Below are 18,070 nucleotides of genomic sequence, written 5' to 3'. Positions count from 1 at the left end.
GGTTGGCGGCTGAGGTCGGCAATTTGGACGCCGGGCGCGCAAAAAAGGTCAGTCGGTCTCAGCGAGTAGTTTGATTGCCGCAGCGCCGACCTTGCGCACCGCTTCTTCGATCTGCGCTGTTGGTTTGGCAGCGTAGTTCATCCGTAAACAATTGCGGTACTTGCCCGAGGCGGAAAAGATGCTGCCAACGGCAATCTGTACGCCCTGATCGTGCAGCGCGCGATTCAGTTTCAGCGTGTCGAAACCTTCCGGCAGCTCCACCCAGAGCATGAAGCTGCCCTGCGGGCGACTCGCGCGGGTGCCGGCGGGAAAGTAGCGCGTCACCCAGTCGATCATCGCGTCACGATTGCGTTGGTACTGCATGCGCATACGCCGCAAGTGCGGCTCGAAATGGCCGGCCTTGATGAATTCGGCGATGGCGATCTGCGGTTGTGGTGCGGTGGAGCCGGTGCTGATGTATTTCATGTGCAGCACTCGCTCCAGATATCGGCCCGGCGCCACCCAGCCGATGCGCAGCCCCGGCGCCAAGGTCTTGGAGAACGAGCTGCACAGCAACACGCGGCCGTCTTCATCGAAGGATTTGATCGTGCGCGGGCGCGGGTAGGTATAGGCCAGTTCGCCATACACATCGTCTTCAATGATCGCCACGTCGAAACGCTGGGCGAGCGTCAACAGCGCGCGTTTGCGCGACTCGGGCATCACGTAGCCGAGCGGGTTGTTGCAGTTGGGGGTGAGCTGAATGGCCTTGATCGGCCACTGTTCCAGCGCCAGTTCAAGGGCGTCGAGGCTGATCCCGGTGAGCGGGTCGGTGGGAATCTCCAGGGCTTTCATGCCCAGGCCTTTGAGGGTCTGCATGGCGCCGTGGAAACTCGGCGAATCCACCGCGACGATGTCGCCCGGCTCGCAGATCGCGTGGATGCTGGTGGACAGCGCTTCGTGGCAGCCAGTGGTGATCACCAGATCGCTGGCGCTCAACTGGCAGCCGGAATCGAGCATCAGCCGTGCGATCTGTTCGCGCAGTTCAAGGTTGCCGTGGATGTTGTCGTAATACAGACCGGGCATGTCCTGCCGCCGGCTGATTCGCGCCAGTCCGCGCAGCAGCGGCTTCATGGTCGGCGAGCCGACATCGGGCATGCCACGGCCCAATTGCACGACATCCTTGCGTGGCACCGCGCGAATGAGTTCCAGCACCTGATCCCATTGCGAAATCTCTACTGGCCGTTGCGCGGGGCGGCCTACTGCAGGCAGCTCCGGCAACTCGCGGCCGACTGGGACAAAATAGCCAGACTTGGGTTTCGGCGTGGCCAGACCGCTGTCTTCAAGCACGCGATAGGCCTGCTGCACCGTGCTCAGACTGACACCGTGCTCGACACTCAAGGCGCGCACCGACGGCAAGCGATCGCCGGGGCGATAGAAACCTTGTTCGATGCGGGTGCCGAGCAATTCGGCGAGGTTTACATACAGAGTCATGGCAGCCTCGGTGCGTCTTGGTGGAAACCAGTACAGATGCGGCAAAAATCAGTCATTCAGTCGGTGAATCGGCAAATCTGTATGGAGTTAATACAGGTTCTTTGAGTCTGTAATGGTTTTGCTCGCCCGCGCATCATGGAATCTCTGGCTACCCAAGTAAACAGGAGCAACGAAAATGAACGGCTTGAGCGATGTGCGGCTGACGTTACACAGTCAGGAACTGGCGGCAGGGCAGAAGGACAGCGCGCGCAATCTGCTGCGTAACGCACCGTCCGGCCTCAGTCGCTGGGGTCTGTTCTGGCATCGTCTGCACACGCGCAAGGCGTTGCTAGGCCTGACACCGGAGCAACTCAGGGATGTCGGGTTGACGCGGGAGCAGGCAAGGGAGGAGGGATTGAAGCCGTTTTGGCGGATATGAATACCACAGAGCGTTCCCACGCTCTGCGTGGGAACGCCGCCCCGGACGCTCTGCGTCCGCTGTGACGCAGAGCGTCACTGGATGCATTCCCACGCGGAGCGTGGGAACGATCCTGATTCGTCAGACCAACTCTTTCAGCCGATGCCACAACATCCCCAACGCCAACAACGGCGAGCGCAAATGCTTGCCGCCGGGGAAGGTGATGTGCGGCACCTTGGCGAACAGATCAAAGCCGCCGCCGTGCTGCCCGCTGATTGCTTCGGCCAGCAGCTTGCCGGCCAGGTGCGTGGCATTCACCCCATGCCCGGAATAGGCCTGGGCGTAATACACGTTCGGCTGGTCGGCGAGCCGGCCAATCTGCGGCAAGCGGTTGGCACCGATGCCGATCATCCCGCCCCACTGATAATCGATTTTCACCCCGGCCAGTTGCGGGAACACTTCAAGCATCTTCGGTTGCATATAGGCGCCGATGTCTTTCGGATCGCGCCCTGAATAATGGCAGGCGCCACCAAACAACAAACGTCGATCCGCCGAGAGCCGGTAGTAATCCAGCGCCACCCGCTGGTCGCAGACCGCCATGTTCTGCGGCAGCAGGTTGTGCGCCTGCTCTGCGCTCAGCGGTTCGGTGGCGATGATGTAGCTGCCGGCGGGCAGGACCTTGCCGCTCAGTTGCGGGTTGAGGTCATTGAGATAGGCATTGCAGCCCAGCACCAGAGTTTTGGCCCGCACCGAGCCTTGGGCGGTGTGCACCTTCACTTCGGGGCCGTAATCGATGCGCGTCACTGCCGAACGCTCGAACAGCTGCACGCCCAGTTGCTGCGCCGCTGCCGCTTCGCCCAGTGCCAGATTCAGCGGATGCAGATGTCCGGAGCCCATGTCGATCAAGCCGCCGACATAGCGCTTGGAACCGACCACGGTGTGCATTTCACTGGCCTGCAACAGACGGGTTTCGTAGCGGTAACCGAGGCCGCGCAACTCTTCGGCATCTTCGGCAAAACCGTCGAGATCGGAAGGCTTGTTGGCGAGGTCGCAGTAGCCCCAGGTCAGGTCGCAGGCAATGCCGAAACGCTCGACGCGCCGGCGGACAATCTCCACCGCTTCCAGGCCCATGAGTTTCATCTCGCGCACGCCCTCGGCACCGATGACATTGGCGAACTGATCAAGGCCGTGACCGACGCCGCGAATCAACTGCCCGCCGTTGCGACCGCTGGCGCCCCAGCCGATCCGGTGCGCTTCCAGCAACACCACGCTGAAACCGCGTTCGGCGAGTTCCAGCGCCGTGTTCAGCCCGGAAAAGCCACCGCCGACCACGCAGACATCCGCCACCACCTCGCCTTGCAGCACGGGATGGTCAGGCTGCGGCAGGCTGCTGGCGGCGTAATAAGAGGCAATGTGGGGTTGGCTCGCGGTGGTCTGGGCGCGGGCGGTCATGGGCATCATCCAACGGCTGAGTGTCGAGAAAATTTGACGGAGCATAAGCCGCACGCCCGAACGTGGGCAACATCGGTCGGCCTGCGGTGTCTGGATCCGGGCTTTTGCGGCACAATCATCAGCCCGCCACTTTGGTCACCGTTTCGATGAGCTGCAACAGCCAGAAAATCCGCAACCTGCGTCAGCAGATCCCCACGTTCGACTGCGTGCCGGGCTGCCACGACTGCTGCGGGCCGGTGACCACGTCGCCCGAGGAAATGGCCCGGCTGCCGCGCAAGACCCGCGCCGAGCAGGATGCCGCGCTGGAAGAACTCAATTGTGTGCACCTGGGGCCGAATGGCTGCACGGTGTATGAAGAGCGACCGCTGATCTGTCGATTGTTTGGTACGACCAAGACGCTGCCATGCCCGAACGAGCGGCGGCCGGTGGAGCTGATTCATCCGCGGGTGGAAAAGCAGATATTCGAGTACATGGCGGCGAATCGGCAGGTGTTGGTGTAAGCGATCGTTCCCACGCTCTGCGTGGGAATGCCTCTTCGGACGCTCCGCGTTCGGCCTTTGGGACGCAGAGCGTCCCGGGCTGCATTCCCACGCAGAGCGTGGGAACGATCATTGCGGTGATCAGTCCGGAATTGGCAGGCACAGGCTCTCTTTCACCTCTTCCATGACGATATAGCTCTTCGATTCACGCACATGCGGCAGCTTCAAGAGAATGTCGCCGAGCAGTTTGCGATACGAGGCCATCTCGGAAATCCGCGCCTTCACCAGATAGTCGAAATCCCCTGACACCAAATGGCACTCCAGCACATGCGGCAGCTTCAGCACCGCGCGTCTGAATTCTTCGAATGTGTCGCCGGATTTGTAGTCGAGGCTGATCTCGACGAACACCAGCAGGCTACCCTTCAAATGCTGCGGATTGAGCCGGGCGTTGTAGCCCATGATGATCCCCTCGCGCTCCAGACGCCGCACGCGCTCGGTGCACGGCGTGGTCGAGAGGCCGACCTTTTCCCCCAGTTCGGTGAAGGAAATCCGCCCGTCCGCCTGGAGGATGCGCAGGATATTGCGGTCGATCTTGTCCAGCTCACGTTTGGTCTGAGTGTTGGTACGCATAGGGGATGCGCCTCCGTGAAAAGGGTTTTTGCCGAGAATTGTCGCCAAATATAGGCGCTTATATAGTGAAAAGCACTGGCATTTCTTTTTTACACTGCGCCCATCATTGCTCTAACAAACAGTTCGGCGAAAAGCCGCGATGAGGGATTGAAAATGCGCGTCATGGTCTTGGGTAGCGGCGTCATCGGTACCGCCAGTGCTTACTATCTGGCCCGTGCCGGGTTTGAAGTGGTGGTGGTCGACCGGCAGCCTGCTGCGGCCATGGAGACCAGTTTCGCCAACGCCGGCCAGGTCTCGCCGGGTTACGCTTCGCCGTGGGCCGCGCCGGGCGTGCCGCTCAAGGCCATCAAGTGGTTGCTGCAACGCCATGCGCCATTGGCGATCAAGGCCACCGCCGATATCGACCAATACCTGTGGATGGCGCAAATGCTGCGCAACTGCACCGCCAGCCGTTACGCGGTGAACAAGGAGCGCATGGTGCGTCTGTCCGAGTACAGCCGTGACTGCCTCGATGAATTGCGCGCCGAAACCGGAATCGCCTACGAAGGCCGCAGCCTCGGCACCACGCAGTTGTTCCGTACTCAGGCGCAACTGGATAACGCCGCCAAGGACATCGCCGTGCTGAAAGAGTCCGGTGTGCCGTTTGAAGTCCTCGACCGCGCCGGCATCGCCCGCGTCGAACCGGCGCTGGCAGGCGTGACTGACATTCTCGCTGGCGCCCTGCGTCTGCCCAATGACCAGACCGGCGACTGCCAGATGTTCACCACCCGTCTCGCTGAAATGGCGCGCAAGCTCGGCGTGGAATTCCGTTTCGGCCAGGACATCCAGAAACTCGACTACGCCGGTGATCGAATCAACGGCGTGTGGATTGACGGCAAGCTGGAAACCGCTGACCGCTACGTGCTGGCGCTCGGCAGTTACTCGCCGCAGCTGCTCAAGCCGTTGGGCATCAAGGCCCCGGTGTATCCGCTCAAGGGCTACTCGCTGACCGTGCCGATCACCAACCCGGACATGGCGCCGACGTCGACCATTCTCGACGAGACCTACAAGGTCGCGATCACCCGTTTCGACAACCGCATCCGCGTCGGCGGCATGGCCGAGATCGCCGGTTTTGATCTGTCGCTGAACCCGCGTCGGCGCGAAACCCTGGAGATGATCGTCAACGACCTTTATCCTCAGGGCGGCAATCTGGCCGAAGCGAGTTTCTGGACCGGCCTGCGCCCGACCACGCCGGACGGTACGCCGATCGTTGGCGCCACGCCGTTCAAGAATCTGTTCCTCAACACCGGTCACGGTACGCTCGGCTGGACCATGGCCTGTGGTTCCGGCCGTTTGCTCGCCGACCTGATGGCGAAGAAAAAGCCGCAGATCAGCGCTGAAGGCCTCGATATTTCCCGTTACGGCAACCAGACCCAGGAGTCCGCAAAACATGTCAATCCAGCGCCAGCTCACCAATGAGCGCATGAGTCAGATCGTCAGCCACAACGGCACCGTGTATCTGGCCGGGCAGGTCGGCGACGACTTCGACGCCGGAATTGAACAGCAGACCCGCGACGTGCTCGCCAATATCGAACGTCTGCTCGATCTGGCCGGGACGGACAAACAGCATCTGTTGTCGGCAACGATCTATTTGAACGACATCGAAGCGCACTTCGCCGGGATGAACGCGGTGTGGGACCAGTGGCTGCCCAAAGGCGCTGCGCCGGCCCGCGCCACCGTCGAAGCGAAGATGGCCAAGCCGAGCATTCTGGTGGAGATCTCCATCGTCGCCGCGCTGCCATAACGTTCCCAAGATCCCTCTCCCGGTGCTGTTGGCGGTTCACGTCGTCAGTCAGCGCCGGTTTTTCTTCCCATGACCGCCCAGAAGTCTGCCGCCATGCGTCCTGCCCGTGCCCTGATCGACCTTCAAGCCCTGCGTCACAACTACCGAATTGCCCGTGAAGTCACCGGCGCCAAGGCGCTCGCGGTGATCAAGGCGGACGCCTATGGCCATGGCGCGGTACGTTGCGCCCAGGCGCTGGAAGCCGAGGCTGACGGGTTTGCGGTGGCCTGCATTGAAGAAGCACTGGAGCTGCGTTCCGCCGGGATTCGCGCGCCGGTATTGCTGCTGGAAGGCTTCTTCGAAGCCGATGAGCTGGCGTTGATCGTCGAGCATGATTTCTGGTGCGTGGTGCATTCGCTGTGGCAGCTCGAAGCGATCGAGCAGGCAGTCCTGAGCAAACCGATCACGGTATGGCTCAAGCTCGATTCCGGCATGCACCGCGTCGGCCTGCATCCGAAAGACTACCCAGCGGCCTATCAGCGTCTGCTGGCCAGCGGCAAAGTGGCAAAAATCGTGTTGATGAGCCACTTCGCCCGCGCCGATGAACTGCATGCGCAAAGCAGTGCCGAGCAGGTCGCGGTGTTCGAAGCGGCGCGTCAGGGTCTGGCGGCGGAAGTCAGCCTGCGCAACTCGCCAGCGGTGCTCGGATGGCCAGAAATCCAAAGCGATTGGGTACGCCCGGGCATCATGCTCTACGGCGCGACCCCGTTCGAAGAAGCCAACGCCGTCGCTGAACGCCTGCAACCGGTGATGACCCTCGAATCGAAAGTCATCAGTGTGCGTGAATTGCCGGCCGGCGAACCGATCGGCTATGGCGCCAGGTTCATCACCGACAAGCCAATGCGCATCGGCGTGGTCGCCATGGGCTACGCCGACGGTTACCCGCGTCAGGCGCCGACCGGCACACCCGTGCTGGTGGCGGGCAAACCCAGCCGCCTGCTGGGGCGCGTGTCGATGGACATGCTCTGCATCGATCTGACCGACGTAGCGGAAGCGGGGCTTGGTTCAACTGTCGAGCTGTGGGGTAAAAACATCCTCGCCAGCGACGTGGCAAAGTGGGCCGATACCATCCCGTATCAGATCTTCTGCAACCTGAAACGGGTGCCAAGGCTCTATTCCGAGGGTTGACGCCGCTGCGGGGGCCAGCTGTTGTAAATACTGAACGCTGTCGCCATGATAACGCTCAATATTCTTACAACATCAGGAGGCTCCCGCCTTGGACGTCGGTGAACGACTGCAATCGATCCGCAAGCTCAAAGGGCTTTCCCAGCGTGAACTCGCCAAACGCGCGGGCGTCACCAACAGCACCATTTCGATGATCGAAAAGAACAGCGTCAGCCCTTCGATCAGTTCGCTGAGAAAGGTGCTCGGCGGCATTCCCATGTCGATGGTCGAGTTCTTTTCCGAAGAGATCCTGCAGGACCAACCGACCCAGATCGTCTACAAGGCCAATGAGCTGATCGACATCTCCGACGGCGCCGTGACCATGAAACTGGTCGGCCGCGCCCACCCGAGCCGCGCCATCGCCTTCCTCAACGAAATCTACCCGCCGGGCGCCGACACCGGCGAAGAAATGCTCACCCACGAGGGCGAGGAAACCGGGATTCTGGTGGAAGGCCGCCTCGAACTGGTGGTGGGACTGGAAACTTTTATCCTCGAAGCCGGCGACAGCTACTATTTTGAAAGTACCAAGCCGCATCGTTTCCGTAACCCGTTCGACGTGCCGGCGCGACTAATCAGCGCAGCCACTCCGGCGAATTTTTAAGCAGAAGGCGCCAGGCCATGGCGGCGAAGGTGCCCGAACCGATTTACCGATGGGCAACAAGACCCCTCTAACCATGGGGTTGTTTCAGTACAGCGGCCTACCCGCTATACTTGCGCCCGCCTGCGAACCGTGGCCGCAGGCGTGAATAGCCACCATTGAGGGTGAACGCGTGAACCTAATTATGAAAATGCTGGCTGCACCAGCAACCGTACTGGCCCTCTGGGCTGTCAGCGCTCAAGCTGCGACAAATGACGACATCGCCAAACGCCTCGAGCCCGTCGGCCAGGTGTGTGTTCAAGGGCAGGAATGCAAGGGTATGGAAGTGGCTGCTACCGCTGGCGGGGGCGGCGGAGCAAAGGCCCCTAAAGACGTGATCGCCAAGCACTGCAACGCTTGTCACGGCACGGGCCTGCTCGGCGCGCCGAAGATCGGCGACAAGGCAGCCTGGAAGGAGCGCGCCGATCATCAGGGTGGTCTGGACGGCATCCTCGCCAAGGCCATCACCGGCATCAACGCCATGCCGCCAAAAGGCACCTGCGCCGATTGCTCCGATGAAGAGCTCAAGGGCGCGATCAAAGAGATGTCCGGTCTGTAATCAGCGCCGGCTTTGAAAAAAACCGTCTTCGGACGGTTTTTTTGTGCCTGTGGTTTCTGGTTTCCGATTCATTCAGGCCCTGATCCCTCCAAACCAAATGCTGTCCTTTGCAGCAAACTCAAGGCAATCTCGGTCTACCCCTATCAACGGAACGGGCGGGAGGCTTCAGATGGTGCAGTTGTGTTCGATCGAACAGGCGGTGGACGATGTGCTGGCGCGTTTGCCTGCGCACATCCACATGGGCCTGCCGCTGGGGTTGGGCAAGCCGAATCACTTCGTCAACGCGCTGTACCGGCGCATCAAGGACCTGCCCGAGCGGCAGCTGACGATCTATACCGCGCTGTGCCTCGGTCGGCCGAATCTGGGCGATGGCTTGCAGAAGCGCTTTATCGAGCCCTTCGTCGAGCGCGTGTTTGGTGATTATCCGGAGTTCGATTTCCTCGCCGATCTGCAGCGCGATAGCCTGCCCGCCAACATCCGCATCCAGCAGTTCTTCATGCAACCCGGTAGTCTGCTCAACAGCGCGTCGGCGCAGCAGGATTACGTCAGCAGCAATTACAGCCATGCCGCTCGCGACATCAACGCAGCGGGTCTCAATCTGGTGGCGCAATTGCTCGCCAGCAGCAGCGAACACCCTGATCGCTTAAGCCTGAGCTGCAACCCGGACATCACCCTCGACCTGTTGCCGATGATCGCCAAGCGCCGCGAGGCGGGGGAGACCATTGTGCTGGTCGGCCAGGTGCATACGGATCTGCCGTACATGCCCGGCGATGCGGAAGTGGATATCGACACGTTTGATCTGCTGATCGACGAAAAGGACAGCAGCACGCTGTTTTCCACGCCGAACATGCCGGTGGGGTTTCAGGATCATTTCATTGGCTTGCATGCGAGCACGCTGGTGCGCGATGGCGGTACATTGCAGATTGGTATCGGTTCGATGGGCGATGCGTTGACTGCTGCGCTACTTGCCCGTCAGGCCGATAACGCCGGTTATCAGGCGTTGCTCGATGACATCAACCTCAGCCAATGGGCGCAATTGATCCAGCGCGAGGGCGGCACCGCGCCATTTGCCAAAGGCCTTTACGGTTGCAGCGAGATGTTCGTCAACGGGCTGTTGGTATTGGCGGATGCCGGGATCATTCGGCGCAAGGTCTATCCGGATGTGCCGACTCAGCAGCAGGCCAACGCCGGTACCCTCGACGAAGCCGCGCAGCCCGACGGTATCTCGGTGCACGGCGGCTTCTTCCTTGGCCCGCGCAGTTTTTATGAGCGGCTGCGCGAGTTGCCGCAAAGCAAGCTGCTGGAATTCAACATGACCCGCATCAGCTACATCAACGAGCTGTACGGCCAGGAAGAGCTCAAGCGCTTGCAGCGCATCGATGCGCGCTTCATCAACACCGTGTTCACCATGACTCTGCTCGGCGCCGGCGTGGCTGATCAATTGGCGGACGGACGCGTGCTCAGCGGGGTAGGCGGCCAGTACAACTTTGTTGCTCAGGGCCACGCGCTGGAGGGCGCGCGATCAATGTTGATCCTGCGCAGCTGGCGCGAGTCCGGCGGCGAGGTCAGCTCCAATATCGTCTGGGACTACGGCCACTGCACGATCCCGCGGCACCTGCGCGACATCGTCGTCACCGAGTACGGCATCGCCGACCTGCGCGGCAAAACCGACGCGGCGGTGATCGAAGCGTTGCTCAATATCAGCGACTCGCGGTTCCAGCCGGGACTGATCGAACAGGCGCAGACAGTCGGCAAGCTGCCGAAGGACTTCCGTCTCGATCCACGGTTTGCCGACAACACACCGCAACGCTTGCAGGCGATTGCCGCACGGCATCCGAACCTGTTTCCGGAGTATCCGCTGGGGTGTGATTTCACCGCCATCGAACGGGATCTGCTGCGGGCGCTGAACTGGCTGAAGAGCAAGTTCAAGCTGACCGAGATTCTCGACTTGGGCAAGGCAGCGCTGGATGCGCCGGAGGCCTCAGTGTTCCCGGAACATCTTGAGCGGATGCAACTGACGAATCCGGAGGGCCTGAAGGAGGACCTTTTCCAACGCCTGCTGCTCACAGGCCTGAAAGCTACCGCACAGTAACTGACCACCCCCAGAACCCACTGTGGGAGCGAGCCTGCTCGCGAAAGCGGTGTGTCATTCACTCAACAGGGTGACTGACACACCGCTTTCGCGAGCAGGCTCGCTCCCACAGGGGTAACTCGGTGCCGCTGGTTACTCGATGAAGGTAACGACGCCATCCTTCAGCGATTGCACGCGAGCCAGCGACTCGACGCGGTAGCCCTGCGAGTCCAGTTCGGCGCGGCCGCCCTGGAACGACTTTTCGATGACGATGCCCAGACCGGCAACGGTGGCGCCGGCCTGTTTGATGATCGAGATCAGCGCTTGCGAGGCCTTACCGTTGGCCAGGAAGTCGTCAATGATCAGCACGCGGTCGCTGCTGGTCAGGTGGCGCGGGGAGATGGCCACGGTGCTTTCGGTCTTCTTGGTGAACGAGTAGACGGTCGCCGAGAGCAGGTTTTCAGTCAGGGTCAGCGACTGTTGCTTGCGGGCGAAGATCACCGGCACGCCGAGGTTCAGACCGGTCATGATCGCCGGGGCGATGCCCGAAGCTTCGATGGTGACGATCTTGGTGATCCCCGAATCCTTGAAGAGCGCGGCGAATTCGTCACCGATCAGCTTCATCAGGGCCGGGTCGATCTGGTGGTTCAGGAAAGCGTCGACTTTCAGGACCTGATCGGAAAGCACGATGCCTTCTTCGCGGATTTTTTTGTGCAGTGCTTCCACAACAGCTTCCTCTGTTGGCGCGATGGGCGCCGAAGGTAGATTAAAAAGTAGTCGATTCTAGCGCTTTAACATCGCGCGTATGTCGGCCAATGCGCTATTGCCACGCACGGCTTTGACTTCAGTTGGGGTGTCGTCGTTGCCTTCCCAGGCCAGATCGTCCGGCGGCAGTTCATCCAGAAAGCGACTCGGCGCGCAGTCGATGATTTCACCGTACTGCTTGCGCTTGGCTGCGAAGGTGAAGGCCAGGGTCTGGCGGGCGCGGGTGATGCCCACATAGGCCAGGCGGCGTTCTTCTTCGATGGTGTCGGCTTCGATGCTGGAACGGTGCGGGAGGATTTCCTCTTCCATGCCCATGATGAACACGTAGGGAAATTCCAGCCCTTTGGACGCATGCAGCGTCATCATCTGCACACCTTCGGCACCGTCCTCTTCTTCCTGCTGGCGCTCGAGCATGTCACGCAGCACCAGTTTGCCGATGGCGTCTTCGACGGTCATTTCGCCGTCCTCGTCCTTCTCGAGAGTGTTTTTCAACGCCTCGATGAGGAACCAGACGTTGCCCATGCGGTAGTCCGCAGCCTTGTCGCTGGAGCTGTTGGTGCGCAGCCAGTTCTCGTAGTCGATGTCCATGACCATGCTGCGCAGCGCCGAGATCGGATCTTCGCCGGCGCACTGCTCGCGGACCTTGTCCATGAAGCGCTTGAAGCGCGCCAGGCGATCGGTGAAGCGGCTGTCGAGATGTTCGCCGAGGCCAATTTCGTCGGTGGCGGCGTACATCGAGATCTTGCGCTCGGTGGCGTAGTTGCCGAGCTTTTCCAGGGTGGTCGAGCCGATCTCGCGACGCGGCACGTTGATCACGCGCAGGAAGGCGTTGTCGTCATCCGGGTTTACGATCAGGCGGAAGTAGGCCATCAGGTCCTTCACTTCCTGACGACCGAAGAAGCTGTTGCCGCCGCTCAGGCGATACGGCACCTGATGGTGTTGCAGCTTCAATTCGATCAGCTTGGCCTGGTAGTTACCGCGATAAAGAATGGCGAAATCGCTGTACGGGCGGTCGGTGCGCAAGTGCAGGCTGAGGATTTCCATGGCCACGCGCTCGGCTTCGGCGTCCTCGTTGCGGCAGCGGATCACGCGGATCTCGTCGCCGTGGCCCATCTCGCTCCACAGCTGTTTTTCGAATTCGTGCGGGTTGTTCGAGATCAGCACGTTGGCGCAGCGCAGGATGCGGCTGGTGGAGCGGTAGTTCTGCTCCAGCATCACCACTTTCAAGGACGGATAGTCGTCCTTGAGCAGCATCAGGTTTTCCGGGCGCGCGCCACGCCAGGCGTAGATCGACTGGTCATCATCGCCCACCACGGTGAACTGGTTGCGCTTGCCGATGAGCATCTTCACCAACAGATACTGACTGGCGTTGGTGTCCTGGTATTCATCGACCAGCAGGTAACGGACCTTGTTCTGCCACTTTTCGAGAATGTCGGCGTGCTCTTCGAAGAGCTTTACCGGCAGCAGGATCAGGTCATCGAAGTCCACCGCGTTGAACGCCTTGAGCGTGCGCTGATAGTGGGTGTAGACGATGGCGGCGGTCTGCTCCTTGGGATTGCGCGCGTTTTCCAAGGCCTGGGCCGGCAGGATCAGGTCGTTTTTCCAGGCGCCGATCATGTTCTTGATCTCGTCGACGCCGTCGTCGCCTGCGTATTCCTTCTGCATGATGTCGGTCATCAGGGCTTTGACGTCGGTCTCGTCGAAGATCGAGAAACCGGGTTTGTAGCCCAGCCGCGCATGCTCCTTGCGGATGATGTTCAGGCCCAGGTTGTGGAAGGTGCAGACGGTCAGGCCACGGCCTTCGCCGGCACGCAACAGGGTGCCGACCCGCTCTTTCATCTCGCGCGCGGCCTTGTTGGTAAAGGTCATGGCGACGATGTACTGGGCGCGGATGCCGCAGTTCTGGATCAGGTGCGCGATCTTGCGCGTGATCACGCTGGTCTTGCCGGAGCCAGCACCGGCGAGCACCAATAGAGGGCCGCCGACGTAGTTCACGGCTTCTTGCTGCCGGGGATTGAGTCGGGACATACGAAAATTCGGGAGTCGTTGACGAAATGGGCCGGCATTTTAACAGGCTCAGCGATTTCTGCTGCTCTGTCCGACTTGTGACGCAGCACGCGATTCAGATTTGCCGCTTTTGTTACTTTCACGCAGGATACGCGGGGATTTTGCGGCTAATGTTCTCATTCGTGACACAAAATAACGTTTCGATGCCGTTGTCATCAGACAACGCATTGGTCATTGTTCAGCACACCGGCATAATGCCCCGCCTACATCATTGCAGAGTCTAGGGAGTCAGCTTGTCTACGCCTGTCGAACCCTTGCGTTTGCTGCTACTGGCCGAAGAGCCAGCGTGGACAGCGTTGTTGCGTGAGTGTCTGGCTCCGATGGGGAGCGCGGCGGTGCTGATCAGCGCGCCGAACTGGGATTCGGTCAGCCGCCTGTTCGAGGACAACCGCCACGCGGTGCTGCTGACCCTGCCGGCGTTGCAACCGGCGCCCGGGCGTTGCAGCCTGCCGACCGTTCTGCTGCTTGAACACGAACCGGCCACCGCGCCGGTCGGTGTCAGCGACTGGCTGGTATTCGACGCCCTCGACGCCGGCATGCTCCAGCGCTGCCTGCGCCATGTGCGCGAGCGCGGCGTGCTGGAAAACACTCTCCAGCGTCTCGCCGAACAGGATCCGCTGACTGGCATCGCCAATCGCCAGGGCTTTCAGACCCTGCTTACTGCGCGTCTTGCCGAAGGCGACGGTCGCGGTCTCGCCCTCGGCCATCTCGATCTCGACAATTTTCGCCATGCCAACGATGCCCTTGGTCATCAGGCCGGCGATCGCCTGATCCTGCAAGTGGTCGCGCGGCTGAAAAGTCAGCTGGAGGCCGGCGATCAACTGGCACGGCTGGGCAGCGATGAATTCGCTCTGCTGATCGATACCCGTCGTGCACCGCAACGCGCCGAGTGGATGGCCGAACGCATTACTGAGGCGTTGGCCGAACCTTATTGGGTCGACGGCGAGAGCCTGCTGATCGGTTCCAGCCTCGGCATCGCCCATGCCCGCGCCAATGGCGGTGCCGATCCACTGATGTGGCACGCCCATATCGCCATGCAGCAGGCCAAGAGCACACAGGGCTGCACTTTTCATATCTTCAACGAACGCATCAACCGCAACGCGCGGAGCATGGCCGACCTCGAAAGCGAGCTGCGCCGGGCCTTGCGCCGCGATGAGCTGGAACTGCATTACCAGCCACGCCTGAATCTTGAAGACGGCCAGATTGTCGGCCTCGAAGCGCTGGTGCGCTGGCGTCATGGCGAGCGCGGTCTGTTGCCACCGAGCGAGTTCGTGCCGCTGGCCGAGCAGAGCGGGCTGATCGTGCCGCTGGGCTACTGGGTGATTTCCCGCGCCTTGCGCGATATGCAGGCGTTGCGCGAGCAGGGGCTGCCGGCGCTGCACATGGCGATCAATCTGTCGTTCCGCCAGTTCCAGGACAGCCAGTTGCTGCCGACGCTCAGCCGCCTGATTGCCGAACGTGGGGTGGAGGCGCAGTGGTTGGAATTCGAACTGACCGAAACCGCGGTAATGCGGCGCAGCGATCTGGTCAAGCAGACCATGGACGCCCTCGGCCGCCTCGGTGTGCGCTTCTCGCTGGACGATTTCGGCACCGGGTTTTCCTCGTTCGTGCACCTCAACAGCCTGCCGATCACCTTGCTGAAGATCGACAAGAGTTTTGTCGGCGGCATGGAACAGCGCGAAGAGAACCGCAAACTGGTGCACGCGATGATCAACCTTGCGCACAACCTGCACCTGGAAGTGGTCGCCGAGGGCGTCGAGACGCCGGAGCAACTGGAGTTGTTGCGCGGGTTCGGCTGCGATCAGGTACAGGGTTACCTGATCAGCCGACCGTTGCCGCTGGATGAGTTGGTGGAATATCTGACCTTTGGAGCCAGTCAGCAGGCTTCGGTGGAAGCCATTTAAAAGATCGCAGCCTTCGGCAGCTCCTACCTTGGAATGTGTTCCCTTGTAGGAGCCGCCGAAGGCTTCGATCTTTTGATCTTAATCCGCGCCGATGGCCTCGAACCTCTCTGCAACTGGCTCGCGCCGAATCATCCGCTGCATCTTCCATTCGAACGCCAGCGTCAGGCTTACCGCTGCGCACGCCAGGCCCAACGCCAGACCCCACCAGACACCAGTTGGTCCCCAATTGAGATGGAACGCCATCCACCACGCCGCCGGTGCGCCGATCAGCCAATAGCAAGCGAGTCCCACCAGAAACGTAGTCTTGGCATCCTTGAGCCCACGAATACAGCCCATGGCAATCGTCTGCGTGCCGTCGAACAGCTCGAACCACGCCGCTACTGCCAACAGGCTCACCGCCAGACGGATCACTTCGGCAAACGCCGGATCGTTGTGGTCGAGGAACAGGCCGACCAACTGGTTCGGCCACAGCCAGAACACCAGGGCAAAGCCGAGCATCACCACGGCACCGAAAGTGATGCCGACACGCCCGGACATGCGCGCATCGACCAATTGCCCGGCGCCATAGTGTTGGCCGACGCGCATGGTGATGGCATAGGACATCCCGGCCGGGACCATGAACGCCACCGACACGATCTGCAGGGCGATTTGATGCGCGCCCATCTGCGTACTGCCCATGGTGCCCATGCACAACGCGGCAAAGGCAAACAGCCCGACTTCCACCGCATAGGTGCCGCCAATCGGCAGGCCCAGACGCCACAGTTCTTTCAGGTATTGCCGGTTCGGCCGCGACAGGCCGGCGCGCAACGGATAAGCGTCATACGCCGGATGCCGGCGGATATGCCAGGCCAGCGCCAGTGCCATGCAGTTGGCGACAATCGCCGTGACCAGACCGATACCGGTCAGGCCCAGTTGTGGCAGGCCGAACATGCCGGTGATCAGCGCGTAGTTGAGCAGGAAGTTGGCCACCGTACCGGCGAGGCTGATGACCATCACTGGCGTCGCCCGGCCGATTGCACTGGTAAAACCGCGCAGGGCCATGAAGCTCAGGTAGCCGGGCAGGGCGAAGGGCAGGGCGATGAGAAATTGCCCGGCGGCGTTGACGTTGGTTTCGGTTTGGCCGAACAGCAGCAACACCGGTTTGAGGTTCCACAACAACAGCCCTCCGCCGAGGGCCATAAGCCAGGCCAGCCACAACCCGGCCTGGGTCAGGCGCGCGGCACCGATGATGTCGCCGGCACCCTGACGGATCGCCACCAGTGTGCCGACCGCTGCAATCACGCCGATGCAGAAAATCGACACGAACGAGTAGCTCGCGGCACCGAGGCCGCCACCGGCCAGCGCTTCGGGGCTGAGGCGCGCCATCATCAGGGTGTCGGTCAGCACCATCAGCATGTGCGCCAACTGCGAAGCAATCAGCGGCCCCGCCAGCCGCAGAATGGCCCAGAGTTCGGTACGCACAGGATGCTGCATGGTCATCACCACCCAAATATCAGAGGAAGCAGAAGAGCGTCGATTCTCGGCGCTTGGCAGGCTTTGCACAAAGGGATAAAAAGGATGGGTGGCATGATTAATACTCATCCTGAATCGTCCTGCCGAATTGGCTGTATCCCCGCTATTGGAGCTTTGTGTATGTCCCGACGCCTTCCGCCGTTGTATGCCCTGCGCGCATTCGAAGCTGCAGCGCGACACAGCTCGTTTACCCGCGCGGCGGAAGAACTGTCGATCACCCAGAGTGCGGTCAGTCGGCACATGCGCACTCTTGAAGAACACTTCGCCTGCCGGCTGTTCCATCGCAGCGGGCGCAACCTGCAACTGACGGAATCGGCGCGGCTGCTGTTGCCCGGTATCCGCGAAGGCTTTGCCGCCCTTGAGCGCGCCTGCAATACCTTGCGTGCCGAGGACGACATCCTGCGCATGAAAGCGCCATCGACCCTGACCATGCGTTGGCTGCTGGCGCGGTTGAGTCGCTTCCGCCATTTGCAGCCGGGCAATGAGGTGCAACTGACCAGCGCATGGATGGATATCGATTCGGTGGACTTCAACAATGAACCGTTCGATTGCGCGGTGTTGCTCAGCGACGGGCATTTCCCGCCGGACTGGGAAGCGAGCCTGCTGTTTCCCGAGGAATTGATTCCGGTCGGCGCGCCGAACCTGCTCAATGATCAACCTTGGGATGTAGCGCGTCTGGCGACGGCTGAACTGCTGCACCCGACCCCGGATCGCCGTGACTGGCGCAGTTGGCTGGAGCGCATGGGCCTGTCCGATCAGGTCTCGCTCAAGGGCGGACAAGTGTTCGATACGCTGGAACTGGGCATGATCGCCGCGGCGCGCGGCTACGGCGTTTCGATGGGTGATCTGTTGATGGTCGCCGAAGATGTCGCGCAAGGACGCTTGAGCCTGCCATGGCCAACCGCCGTCGCCAGTGGCCTGAATTATTACCTGGTGTGGCCGAAACCGCGTCCGGGAGGTGAACGTTTGCGCCGTCTCAGCGATTTTCTCCAAGGCGAAGTCCGCGCCATGCAATTGCCGGCGGTAGAGCGCTTGAGCTGAAACGTTCGAGCCGGCACAATGCCACTGCTGCGCCATACCCACGCAATCCGCTCAAGTATTCGGTTTTACCGCCGACTACGAGCATGTGGAACCGTCGTGC

Annotated in this window: 16 protein-coding genes; 10 read left to right on the top strand and 6 right to left on the bottom strand. The window is 61.1% G+C overall.

The genetic code is table 11. The features are described 5' to 3' along the window. Window positions 1-48: 48 nt before the first annotated feature. Complete coding sequence (locus OK411_RS00330; RefSeq protein WP_041476641.1) at window positions 49-1,470, bottom strand: PLP-dependent aminotransferase family protein; 1,422 nt, start codon at window positions 1,468-1,470, stop codon at window positions 49-51. 175 nt (window positions 1,471-1,645) lie between these two features. Between OK411_RS00330 and OK411_RS00325 the strand changes: the two genes are divergently transcribed. Then, window positions 1,646-1,888: a DUF1127 domain-containing protein gene (locus tag OK411_RS00325; RefSeq protein WP_122692327.1), complete on the top strand. Its 243-nt coding sequence runs from the start codon at window positions 1,646-1,648 to the stop codon at window positions 1,886-1,888. 120 nt (window positions 1,889-2,008) lie between these two features. Here OK411_RS00325 and OK411_RS00320 read toward each other — a convergent pair whose 3' ends face one another. Continuing rightward, window positions 2,009-3,319: an NAD(P)/FAD-dependent oxidoreductase gene (locus OK411_RS00320; RefSeq protein WP_264364244.1), complete on the bottom strand. Its 1,311-nt coding sequence runs from the start codon at window positions 3,317-3,319 to the stop codon at window positions 2,009-2,011. A 146-nt stretch (window positions 3,320-3,465) separates the two neighbouring features. Between OK411_RS00320 and OK411_RS00315 the strand changes: the two genes are divergently transcribed. Next, on the top strand, window positions 3,466-3,819 hold the full coding sequence (locus OK411_RS00315; protein ID WP_123441968.1) for a YkgJ family cysteine cluster protein: 354 nt from the start codon (window positions 3,466-3,468) through the stop codon (window positions 3,817-3,819). 120 nt (window positions 3,820-3,939) lie between these two features. Here the strand turns inward: OK411_RS00315 and OK411_RS00310 are convergent, their stop codons facing one another. Continuing rightward, window positions 3,940-4,428: an Lrp/AsnC ligand binding domain-containing protein gene (locus OK411_RS00310; protein ID WP_010465173.1), complete on the bottom strand. Its 489-nt coding sequence runs from the start codon at window positions 4,426-4,428 to the stop codon at window positions 3,940-3,942. A 153-nt stretch (window positions 4,429-4,581) separates the two neighbouring features. On the opposite strand from OK411_RS00310, the gene dadA reads away from it, so the two are divergent. The 6 genes from dadA to OK411_RS00280 all read left to right on the top strand — a co-directional run bounded on the left by dadA (window position 4,582) and on the right by OK411_RS00280 (window position 10,702). Next, window positions 4,582-5,886, top strand: coding sequence for a D-amino acid dehydrogenase (dadA, locus tag OK411_RS00305; RefSeq protein WP_122506211.1), 1,305 nt, complete (start codon window positions 4,582-4,584; stop codon window positions 5,884-5,886). Beyond that, the gene (locus OK411_RS00300; RefSeq protein WP_016772564.1) at window positions 5,858-6,211 is read left to right on the top strand and encodes a RidA family protein; all 354 of its coding nucleotides are present in this window, start codon (window positions 5,858-5,860) and stop codon (window positions 6,209-6,211) included. Before dadA ends, OK411_RS00300 begins: the two co-directional genes overlap by 29 nt. A gap of 93 nt (window positions 6,212-6,304) precedes the next feature. Further along, a complete protein-coding gene (gene alr, locus OK411_RS00295) occupies window positions 6,305-7,378 on the top strand; it encodes an alanine racemase (RefSeq protein WP_051600813.1) in 1,074 nt (357 codons plus the stop codon). A gap of 88 nt (window positions 7,379-7,466) precedes the next feature. Next, on the top strand, window positions 7,467-8,015 hold the full coding sequence (locus tag OK411_RS00290) for a cupin domain-containing protein (protein ID WP_016772566.1): 549 nt from the start codon (window positions 7,467-7,469) through the stop codon (window positions 8,013-8,015). A gap of 181 nt (window positions 8,016-8,196) precedes the next feature. Beyond that, complete coding sequence (locus OK411_RS00285) at window positions 8,197-8,610, top strand: c-type cytochrome (protein ID WP_039757383.1); 414 nt, start codon at window positions 8,197-8,199, stop codon at window positions 8,608-8,610. Window positions 8,611-8,779: 169 nt separating this feature from the next. Further along, entirely contained in the window at window positions 8,780-10,702 is a 1,923-nt protein-coding gene (locus OK411_RS00280) for an acetyl-CoA hydrolase/transferase C-terminal domain-containing protein (RefSeq protein ID WP_136493176.1), read from the top strand. A 132-nt stretch (window positions 10,703-10,834) separates the two neighbouring features. On the opposite strand, the gene OK411_RS00275 is transcribed toward OK411_RS00280, so the two are convergent. Further along, complete coding sequence (locus tag OK411_RS00275; RefSeq protein ID WP_016772573.1) at window positions 10,835-11,407, bottom strand: xanthine phosphoribosyltransferase; 573 nt, start codon at window positions 11,405-11,407, stop codon at window positions 10,835-10,837. A 57-nt stretch (window positions 11,408-11,464) separates the two neighbouring features. Next, window positions 11,465-13,474, bottom strand: a complete 2,010-nt coding sequence (gene rep / locus OK411_RS00270) for a DNA helicase Rep (RefSeq protein ID WP_016772574.1) — start codon at window positions 13,472-13,474, stop codon at window positions 11,465-11,467. Between the two features lie 272 nt (window positions 13,475-13,746). Here rep and OK411_RS00265 point away from each other — a divergent pair, with 272 nt between their 5' ends. Then, a complete protein-coding gene (locus tag OK411_RS00265; protein ID WP_073470929.1) occupies window positions 13,747-15,417 on the top strand; it encodes a putative bifunctional diguanylate cyclase/phosphodiesterase in 1,671 nt (556 codons plus the stop codon). A gap of 78 nt (window positions 15,418-15,495) precedes the next feature. Here OK411_RS00265 and OK411_RS00260 read toward each other — a convergent pair whose 3' ends face one another. Beyond that, complete coding sequence (locus OK411_RS00260) at window positions 15,496-16,890, bottom strand: NorM family multidrug efflux MATE transporter (RefSeq protein WP_264364243.1); 1,395 nt, start codon at window positions 16,888-16,890, stop codon at window positions 15,496-15,498. A 159-nt stretch (window positions 16,891-17,049) separates the two neighbouring features. Here OK411_RS00260 and OK411_RS00255 point away from each other — a divergent pair, with 159 nt between their 5' ends. Then, window positions 17,050-17,970, top strand: coding sequence for a LysR substrate-binding domain-containing protein (locus OK411_RS00255; RefSeq protein WP_024014781.1), 921 nt, complete (start codon window positions 17,050-17,052; stop codon window positions 17,968-17,970). The last annotated feature ends 100 nt before the right edge of the window (window positions 17,971-18,070 follow it).

Source organism: Pseudomonas sp. RG1 (assembly GCF_025910115.1).
Taxonomy (GTDB): domain Bacteria; phylum Pseudomonadota; class Gammaproteobacteria; order Pseudomonadales; family Pseudomonadaceae; genus Aquipseudomonas; species Aquipseudomonas atacamensis.
Note: the sequence above shows the minus strand (reverse complement) of the source record. Positions and strands in the feature narration are given on the sequence as shown.

Coding starts and splice junctions, on each gene's coding strand:
- rep (WP_016772574.1), bottom strand. CDS start 13,474: ATGTCCCGACTCAATCCCCGGCAGCAAGAAGCCGTGAACTACGTCGGC.
- OK411_RS00330 (WP_041476641.1), bottom strand. CDS start 1,470: ATGACTCTGTATGTAAACCTCGCCGAATTGCTCGGCACCCGCATCGAA.
- OK411_RS00325 (WP_122692327.1), top strand. CDS start 1,646: ATGAACGGCTTGAGCGATGTGCGGCTGACGTTACACAGTCAGGAACTG.
- OK411_RS00260 (WP_264364243.1), bottom strand. CDS start 16,890: ATGCAGCATCCTGTGCGTACCGAACTCTGGGCCATTCTGCGGCTGGCG.
- OK411_RS00285 (WP_039757383.1), top strand. CDS start 8,197: ATGAAAATGCTGGCTGCACCAGCAACCGTACTGGCCCTCTGGGCTGTC.
- dadA (WP_122506211.1), top strand. CDS start 4,582: ATGCGCGTCATGGTCTTGGGTAGCGGCGTCATCGGTACCGCCAGTGCT.
- OK411_RS00255 (WP_024014781.1), top strand. CDS start 17,050: ATGTCCCGACGCCTTCCGCCGTTGTATGCCCTGCGCGCATTCGAAGCT.
- OK411_RS00315 (WP_123441968.1), top strand. CDS start 3,466: ATGAGCTGCAACAGCCAGAAAATCCGCAACCTGCGTCAGCAGATCCCC.
- OK411_RS00300 (WP_016772564.1), top strand. CDS start 5,858: ATGTCAATCCAGCGCCAGCTCACCAATGAGCGCATGAGTCAGATCGTC.
- OK411_RS00310 (WP_010465173.1), bottom strand. CDS start 4,428: ATGCGTACCAACACTCAGACCAAACGTGAGCTGGACAAGATCGACCGC.
- alr (WP_051600813.1), top strand. CDS start 6,305: ATGCGTCCTGCCCGTGCCCTGATCGACCTTCAAGCCCTGCGTCACAAC.
- OK411_RS00280 (WP_136493176.1), top strand. CDS start 8,780: ATGGTGCAGTTGTGTTCGATCGAACAGGCGGTGGACGATGTGCTGGCG.
- OK411_RS00320 (WP_264364244.1), bottom strand. CDS start 3,319: ATGACCGCCCGCGCCCAGACCACCGCGAGCCAACCCCACATTGCCTCT.